Origin of the sequence: Pleomorphomonas koreensis DSM 23070, assembly GCF_000425185.1 — a bacterium.
Taxonomy (GTDB): Bacteria; Pseudomonadota; Alphaproteobacteria; order Rhizobiales; family Pleomorphomonadaceae; genus Pleomorphomonas; species Pleomorphomonas koreensis.
On the sequence record NZ_AULH01000028.1, the window covers coordinates 21,366 to 28,026 of the forward strand.

Genomic DNA, 6,661 nt, shown 5'->3' on the forward strand with positions numbered 1-6,661 from the left:
CGTCGCCAGCCTGTCTGGCTGAAGCGGAGCATCTGGAGAACGGCCGCTTGCGGCCACTCATAAAAAAGCTAGTCGGCAGCGCCGACGCTTTGGACAATCATCCCGGCCGTTCCGAAGGAATGGTCCAAGGGCGCAGTAATACGTCGCTGTCACGACGCCCTGCTTTTCATCTTGGCCGAGAGGTCTCAGCCCGGCGGGGCTGCCGGCCGCTTCCGAGGAACGTCTTGTGTTCCACAGTCGTCCGGAAGCCGTTGCCGCCTTGGCCATCACCCACTTCACTCCGCAACTGATCTCGCGCAGCCAGGGCCGCAGCGCCGTTCTGTCGGCGGCCTATCGCCATTGTGCTCGCATGGCGCACGAGACGGAGGGACGGGTGGTGGACTACTCGGCAAAGCGTGGTCTCGCCCATGAGGAGTTCCTGCTGCCGTCTGATGCCCCGGAATGGTGCTGCGCGCTGATTGCCGATCGTTCGGTGGCCGGCAGCGCGGAAGCCTTCTGGAACACGGTCGAGGCTTTCGAGAAGCGCTCCGACGCCCAACTCGCCAAGGAATTCATCATCGCGCTGCCGGTGGAACTGACGCGCGATCAGAATATTGCCCTGATGCGAGAATTCGTCGGGGCCGAGGTGCTGGCACGTGGTCAGGTGGCTGATTGGGTCTATCACGACGAACCGGGCAATCCCCATGTCCACCTGATGACCACCTTGCGGCCCCTGACGGAGCATGGATTCGGATCGAAGAAAGTTTCTGTTCTCGGGGAGACCGGCGAGCCCCTACGCAATGAAGCGGGCAAGATCGTTTATCGCCTGTGGTCGGGCGACAAGGTGGAGTTCCTTGAACAGCGCGAGAGTTGGCTCGCTCTCCAGAACAAACATTTGGCCCTTGCCGGTCTCGACATCCGCGTCGATGGCCGATCCTATGCCGAGCGCGGTATCGACCTCGTGCCAACCGCCCACATCGGTGTCGGTGCCAACGCGATCGACCGGAAGGAAAAGACGGTCGGCTGGTCGCCCAAGCTCGAACGCGTTGCGCTGCATGCAGAACGTTGCGCCGACAACAAGGCCCGCATCCTGCGCCGCCCTGAGATCGTGCTGGATCTCGTCTCCCGGGAGATGAGCGTCTTCACGGTACGGGATGTGGCCAAGGTATTGCATCGCTATGTGGACGATGCCGGCACGTTCCAGCAGCTGATGGTACGGATCCTTCAGAGCCCTGATGTCGTAAAGCTTCAGGACGAGCGGGTCGGGCTCGGTTCCTGCCAACGCGAGCCCGCCAAGTATTCGACGCGTGAGCTGATCCGGATCGAAGCCGGGATGGTGAGCCGCGCCCAATGGCTATCCGGTCGTTCGTCTCATGGCGTGCCGGACAAGATGCTCCGCTGCGCCTTCGATCGCCACGACCGTTTGTCGGACGAGCAGCGAGCGGCGATTGCCCATGTCGCATCCGAGGGACGGCTTGCCGCCGTGGTGGGCCGAGCCGGTGCCGGCAAGACCACCATGATGAAAGCCGCCCGCGAGGCCTGGGAAGCGGCGGGCTATCGCGTGGTCGGTGCCGCCCTAGCCGGTAAGGCTGCCGAAGGCTTGGAGAAAGAGGCCGGCATTACTTCACGCACTCTCGCCTCATGGGAGCTCGCCTGGGGCAAGGGCCGTGACAGGCTCGACGACAGGACGATCTTCGTGCTCGACGAAGCGGGCATGGTGTCGTCCCGCCAGATGGCGCTCATCGTGGAAAGCGTCGTTACATCAGGCGCCAAGCTGGTGTTGGTAGGCGATCCCGATCAGCTTCAGCCGATCGAGGCGGGGGCGGCCTTCCGTGCCATCGCCGAGCGCACCGGCTATGCCGAGCTTCAGACCATCTATCGCCAGCGCGAGCGGTGGATGCGCGAGGCCTCGTTCGATCTCGCAAGAGGACGGACGGCAGAAACTTTGAGGGCCTATGAAACGGGCGGCAAGCTATGCCCGAGCCGGTTCAAGGCCGAGGCTGTCGCCGCGCTGATCGAGGACTGGAACCGCGATTACGATCCCGCGAAGTCGACACTGATCCTGGCGCATCTGCGACGTGATGTCCGCGCGCTCAACGACATGGCGCGCACCAGGCTGATTGAACGTGGGTTGATAGCTGAAGGCCATGCCTTCCAGACCGAGGACAGCGTTCGTAAGTTCGCCGCCGGCGACCAGATCGTCTTCCTGAGGAACGAGGGATCGCTCGGCGTCAAGAACGGCATGATCGGTCACGTGGTCGAAGCCCGTCCCGGCTGGGTTGCTGCCATGGTGGGGGAGGGCGAACATCGCCGCCGTGTCGAGGTTGACCAGCGTTTCTACGCCAACGTCGACCATGGCTATGCGACGACGATCCACAAGTCCCAAGGTGCGACTGTCGACCGAGTCAAGGTGCTGGCCACGCTCTCGCTGGATCGGCATCTGACCTATGTGGCGCTGACCCGCCATCGCGAGGATGTCGGCGTCTACTATGGCGCGCTCTCCTTCCGGAGGGCCGGCGGGCTGACGAAGATCCTGTCGCAAGCGCGAGCGAAGGAAACGACCCTCGATTACGCAGGCTCGCGCTTCTATCGCGCTAGCCTGCGCTTTGCCGAGGCGCGCGGCCTCAACCTTCTTCGCGTTGCCCGCACGCACATTGCCGAGAAGCTCCGCTGGACTGTCCGGCAAACGGATCGGCTCGCCGATCTCGGCGCCCGACTCATCGCCGCAGGCCAGCGCCTCGGTCTCATCGTGCACCAAAAGCAAACCCCAGCGGAGGCGCCCAAGGAGGCAAGGCCCATGGTCACCGGCACGTCCGCGCATCCCAAATCGGTTACCGAGGTGGTCGAGGATCGGCTCATCGCCGACCCGGTCCTCTCGCGGCACTGGGAACAGGTCTCTTCCCGTTTCCACTTCGTCTTCACCGATCCGGAAGAGGCCTTCGCCAAGGTCGATGTCGACGCCATGATGGCGAACCGCGAGACGGCCGCGGCTACCCTGGCAAAGCTCCAAGACCAACCCAACAGCTTTGGGGCCTTGAAGGGCGGGACGGGGCTGTTTGCCGGACGGTCAGAGCGGGAGGCACGCGAGCACGCCACGCTCAGTGTTCCCGCACTGACCCGTGACCTTGAGACTTGGTTGCGGCTCCGGGCCGAGGCGGAACGTCGCTACGAGGCTGAGGAACGCGCCACCAGATTGAAGGCCGCCGTCGACATTCCGGCGCTCTCGGAGGGCGGGTGCCAGACGCTCGAGCGCATTCGGGATGCCATCGACCGCAACGACCTTCCCGCCGCGCTCGGGTTCGCGCTTGAGGACAAGATGATCGAGGCCGAACTGGAGGGTTTGGCCAAGGCGGTTGCCGAGCGCTTTGGGGAGCGGACCTTCCTACCGCTCGCAGCAAGAGACAGTGATGGCGAGACGGCGAGGGAGTTGTCGAACGGCCTGAGCCTGGATCAACGGGAAGAACTTAGAGCCGCGTGGCCCGACCTCAGAACCATCCAACAACTTGCCGGTGCGCAGCGCACAAAGGAGGCCCTGGGTGTTCGTGAGGCCCAACGAAAGACCCTTTCGAAGTCAAGAGGAATGACACTGCAATGACGATCCTTCCAGGAGGCGGAGCAGTGGGACTCTCCGACGACATGCCGGCGAAATCCTCCTGTCCGATCGCCAAGCAACGCGGTGAAGGGGAGAGGCCGAACGGAGAGAAGCGTCGGCAGCAAACCCGGCGACGCGTCCTCGCCATCTATAGCGTTGGCCTGGCGTTCATGACCACGTTTGTCGGCGTGGGAGTTTGGGCCGGTCTGCGCATCAATCTGACCCCGAGCGAGCCGCTCGGCCTCTGGCAGGTTGTCACGCCTGATCGGCCCGCCGCCGTCGGCGATTTGGTCTTCGTTTGCCCGCCATCAGGCGCGTTGTCGGAGTTCGGATTGGCGCGGGGGTATTTTCTGCGCGGCCTCTGTCCTAGTGGCGCTGCCCCGCTCATCAAGACCATCGTGGCAATTGCCGGGGCGAGGATTGCCGTTGGTGCCAACGTCAGGATTGATGGTGTTCCGCTGCAGCACTCGCGGCTCAGCTCAAAAGACGGGCAAGGCCGGGCTCTGGCGCCTTGGGCCGGTGGCGTCGTCCCGCCCGGCCAGCTTTTTCTGCACTCGCAATTCCGAGGCTCCTATGACTCCCGCTATTTCGGCCCGGTTCCCGAAACCGGTCTCCTTGGCTTTGCGCGGCCGTTCCTCACCTTTGCCTCTATCGGCACGCCATGATCTGAGGCCCTTCCTGCGCTGGATTCACGTCCGATCGGCCGTTCTGGTGTCTGCCGCCTGCCTTGTCGGTGGCACAGCCTGGAGTGGTCAATTGCTGGTATTACCCGTCGTTATGCTGTTTCCGGCGCTCTGGGCGGCGGCACCATGCCGCGCGGTCTCCGCCGCCGTCTCGGCGGGATATTTCCTGGCGGCGTCGCGCGGGCTTCCGCAGGGCGCGGCGGAGTTCTTCGGCTCATCGGTTTCGGTCGGCTTCCTGCTCTGGATTGCGGCCTCGCTCCCTTTTGTCCTTGTTCATTCGATGGCTTGGACGGCGCGCAAAGGCTGGAGAAGGGTAGGGCGCTATGGCATCGCCATGGTGTTGACGGCCGTTCCGCCATTCAGCATCACCGGTTGGGCTCATCCGATCACGGCCGCCGGCGTGCTACTTTCCGGCTGGGGATGGTGGGGGCTGATGGCAATGGCGCTTGGCCTCTGCCTGATGACCACGCGGTTGGCCCCCGCGATTGTCCTGTCGGCTGGAGTTATCACCGGCATAACCGCCGCATCAGGGAGTGGCTCTCCAGCTTCTGGCGGGTGGCTGGGTATCGACACCGCAGTCGGAGCGGCCTTTGGACGGACTGACGCGCTCCACCAGCAGCAATCATTGATCGTCCAGGTCCAGAAAGAAGCCGAGGGCGGCTCGCAGGTCATCGTTCTCCCGGAAAGTGCCGTTGGCATCCTGACCCCGACCGCGGAGCGCCTGTGGGGCGAGGCTCTGGCCAATCTCGATATCACGGTGATTGCCGGAGCCGTCCTCATCAACACTCAAGGCTACGATACCGTCATGGTCGCGCTCGACCGAGCGGGTGCAAAGGTCCTCTACCGTCAGCGGATGCCAGTGCCGGTTGCCATGTGGCAGCCTTGGCGACCGTGGCTCGGTCTCACGGGCGGCTCTCGGGCAAAGCTATTCGGCGCTCCCGTCGTGGAGGTTGCTGGTCAACGGATCGCGCCGCTCATCTGCTACGAGCAGCTTCTCGTCTGGCCGGTTCTTCAATCGGCCTTCCATCACCCCGACCGGATCGTTGCCATCGCCAATGGCTGGTGGGCTAAAGACACCTCCATTCCCGCGATCCAACGGGTGAGTGTCGAAGCCTGGGCACGGCTCTTCGATCTGCCACTTGTCACCGCTTTCAATCGCTGAGGATGAAGAGGACTTCCTGCTATGCCCATTGATGCCGATCTAGTCCACCGTTGCGCAGACCCTTCCCTGACGCCCAGCATCGTCGAGACCTTCGTCAAGACCGTCGGATCGGCCGATCCACTTAGCATTACGGTCAGGAGCGGAAACCGTATCATCCTGGTGCCCGCAGCGAGAACGCAGGATGAGGCACTGACAATCATCCGGGCTCATGTTGGACGGGCCATTGTAAGGGTTGGAATCACGCAAATTCCCGTGGGCATCGGCATCAAGGATCCGTCGGAAGTCTCCCCAGACCTGCTCGATGCGTGTTCAAACCTGCGGCTGGGAACGGCGCTCTTCGGCAAGGTCTGGCGGATCGTGCTCAAGTGGTACGGTAACCCGAACGATGACGGCGTCATGCCGCAGGTACTGGAAGATGCCTTTGACGCGTGGCAAACAGGCATCTTCGAAGGTAGCCCTGTGTTCACCGCAGCCGATCCGGGGCCATCAAAGTTGAGCAAAACGGAAGTTGAGAATGGTGAGGCGCCGGCGACTACTGGCGAGTCATCAGGAATATCATCTGAGGCACCTACCACCTTGCCAAATGAAGCTGGAATACGGGTGGATCTTTCAGTAATCGGCGGACAGAAGCGGAACTGGGGACTTCACGAGTAATGGGCAACACTCTCGATTCCAGCCGACGGCTGGGCAGCTAAAATCTGAGATCAGTGACCAGACAAGACACACGTATGTTCCATAACATTTATTATGCGAATCGACGATGTCAAGGCAAATAGGGATGCGACGGTGCTGGTAAGGCCTTGAAGTTCAGGACGCCTTACGAGGGCATCCTGGAGCTGTGGAAATCAAAGCCTGAGGTCTTTGTCGTCAAGCCCGATCATCACATGCTAGGCGGTAAACTCATAAATTCGCTTGGCGGTTTTTGGCTGCCGTGATTCAAGGCTTCCGACTGAGGGAGCTCTGGATGACGCGCCGCCGTTACGAACTCACTGACCACGAATGGTCGATCATTTCGCCGCTGCTGCCGAATAAGCCTCGTGGCGTTCCTCGCGTCGACGATCGTCGCGTGCTGAACGGCATCCTCTGGCGCTTCAGAACAGGTTCCCCCTGGGCGGAAGTTCCAGAACGCTATGGCCCGTCGACCACCTGCTACAATCGCTTCGTCCGCTGGCGGAAGGCTGGTGTCTGGGATCGACTTCTCGAAGCGGTTTCTCAGGCTTACGACGGCGATATCATCATGATCGA

The 6,661-nt window shown here is 62.4% G+C and carries 5 protein-coding genes; all 5 read left to right on the plus strand.

The annotated features are described in order from the left end of the window. Window positions 1–259: 259 nt before the first annotated feature. Entirely contained in the window at window positions 260–3,574 is a 3,315-nt protein-coding gene (gene traA / locus H512_RS0118675) for a Ti-type conjugative transfer relaxase TraA (RefSeq protein ID WP_026784732.1), read from the plus strand. Window positions 3,575–3,597: 23 nt separating this feature from the next. Continuing rightward, window positions 3,598–4,236 carry a conjugative transfer signal peptidase TraF gene (gene traF / locus H512_RS0118680; protein ID WP_281170370.1) on the plus strand — a complete coding sequence of 213 codons (639 nt, stop codon included), beginning with the start codon at window positions 3,598–3,600 and terminating at the stop codon, window positions 4,234–4,236. Then, on the plus strand, window positions 4,145–5,416 hold the full coding sequence (locus H512_RS0118685; protein WP_084798606.1) for a conjugal transfer protein TraB: 1,272 nt from the start codon (window positions 4,145–4,147) through the stop codon (window positions 5,414–5,416). The genes traF and H512_RS0118685 overlap by 92 nt, the downstream gene beginning before the upstream one ends. Window positions 5,417–5,437: 21 nt before the next feature. Further along, window positions 5,438–6,070 (plus strand): TraH family protein, encoded by a 633-nt coding sequence (locus tag H512_RS26550; RefSeq protein WP_084798607.1) that lies wholly within the window; start codon window positions 5,438–5,440, stop codon window positions 6,068–6,070. Window positions 6,071–6,380: 310 nt separating this feature from the next. Next, the coding region (locus H512_RS26555) for an IS5 family transposase (RefSeq protein ID WP_156899570.1) at window positions 6,381–6,661 on the plus strand (281 nt) is incomplete at its 3' end.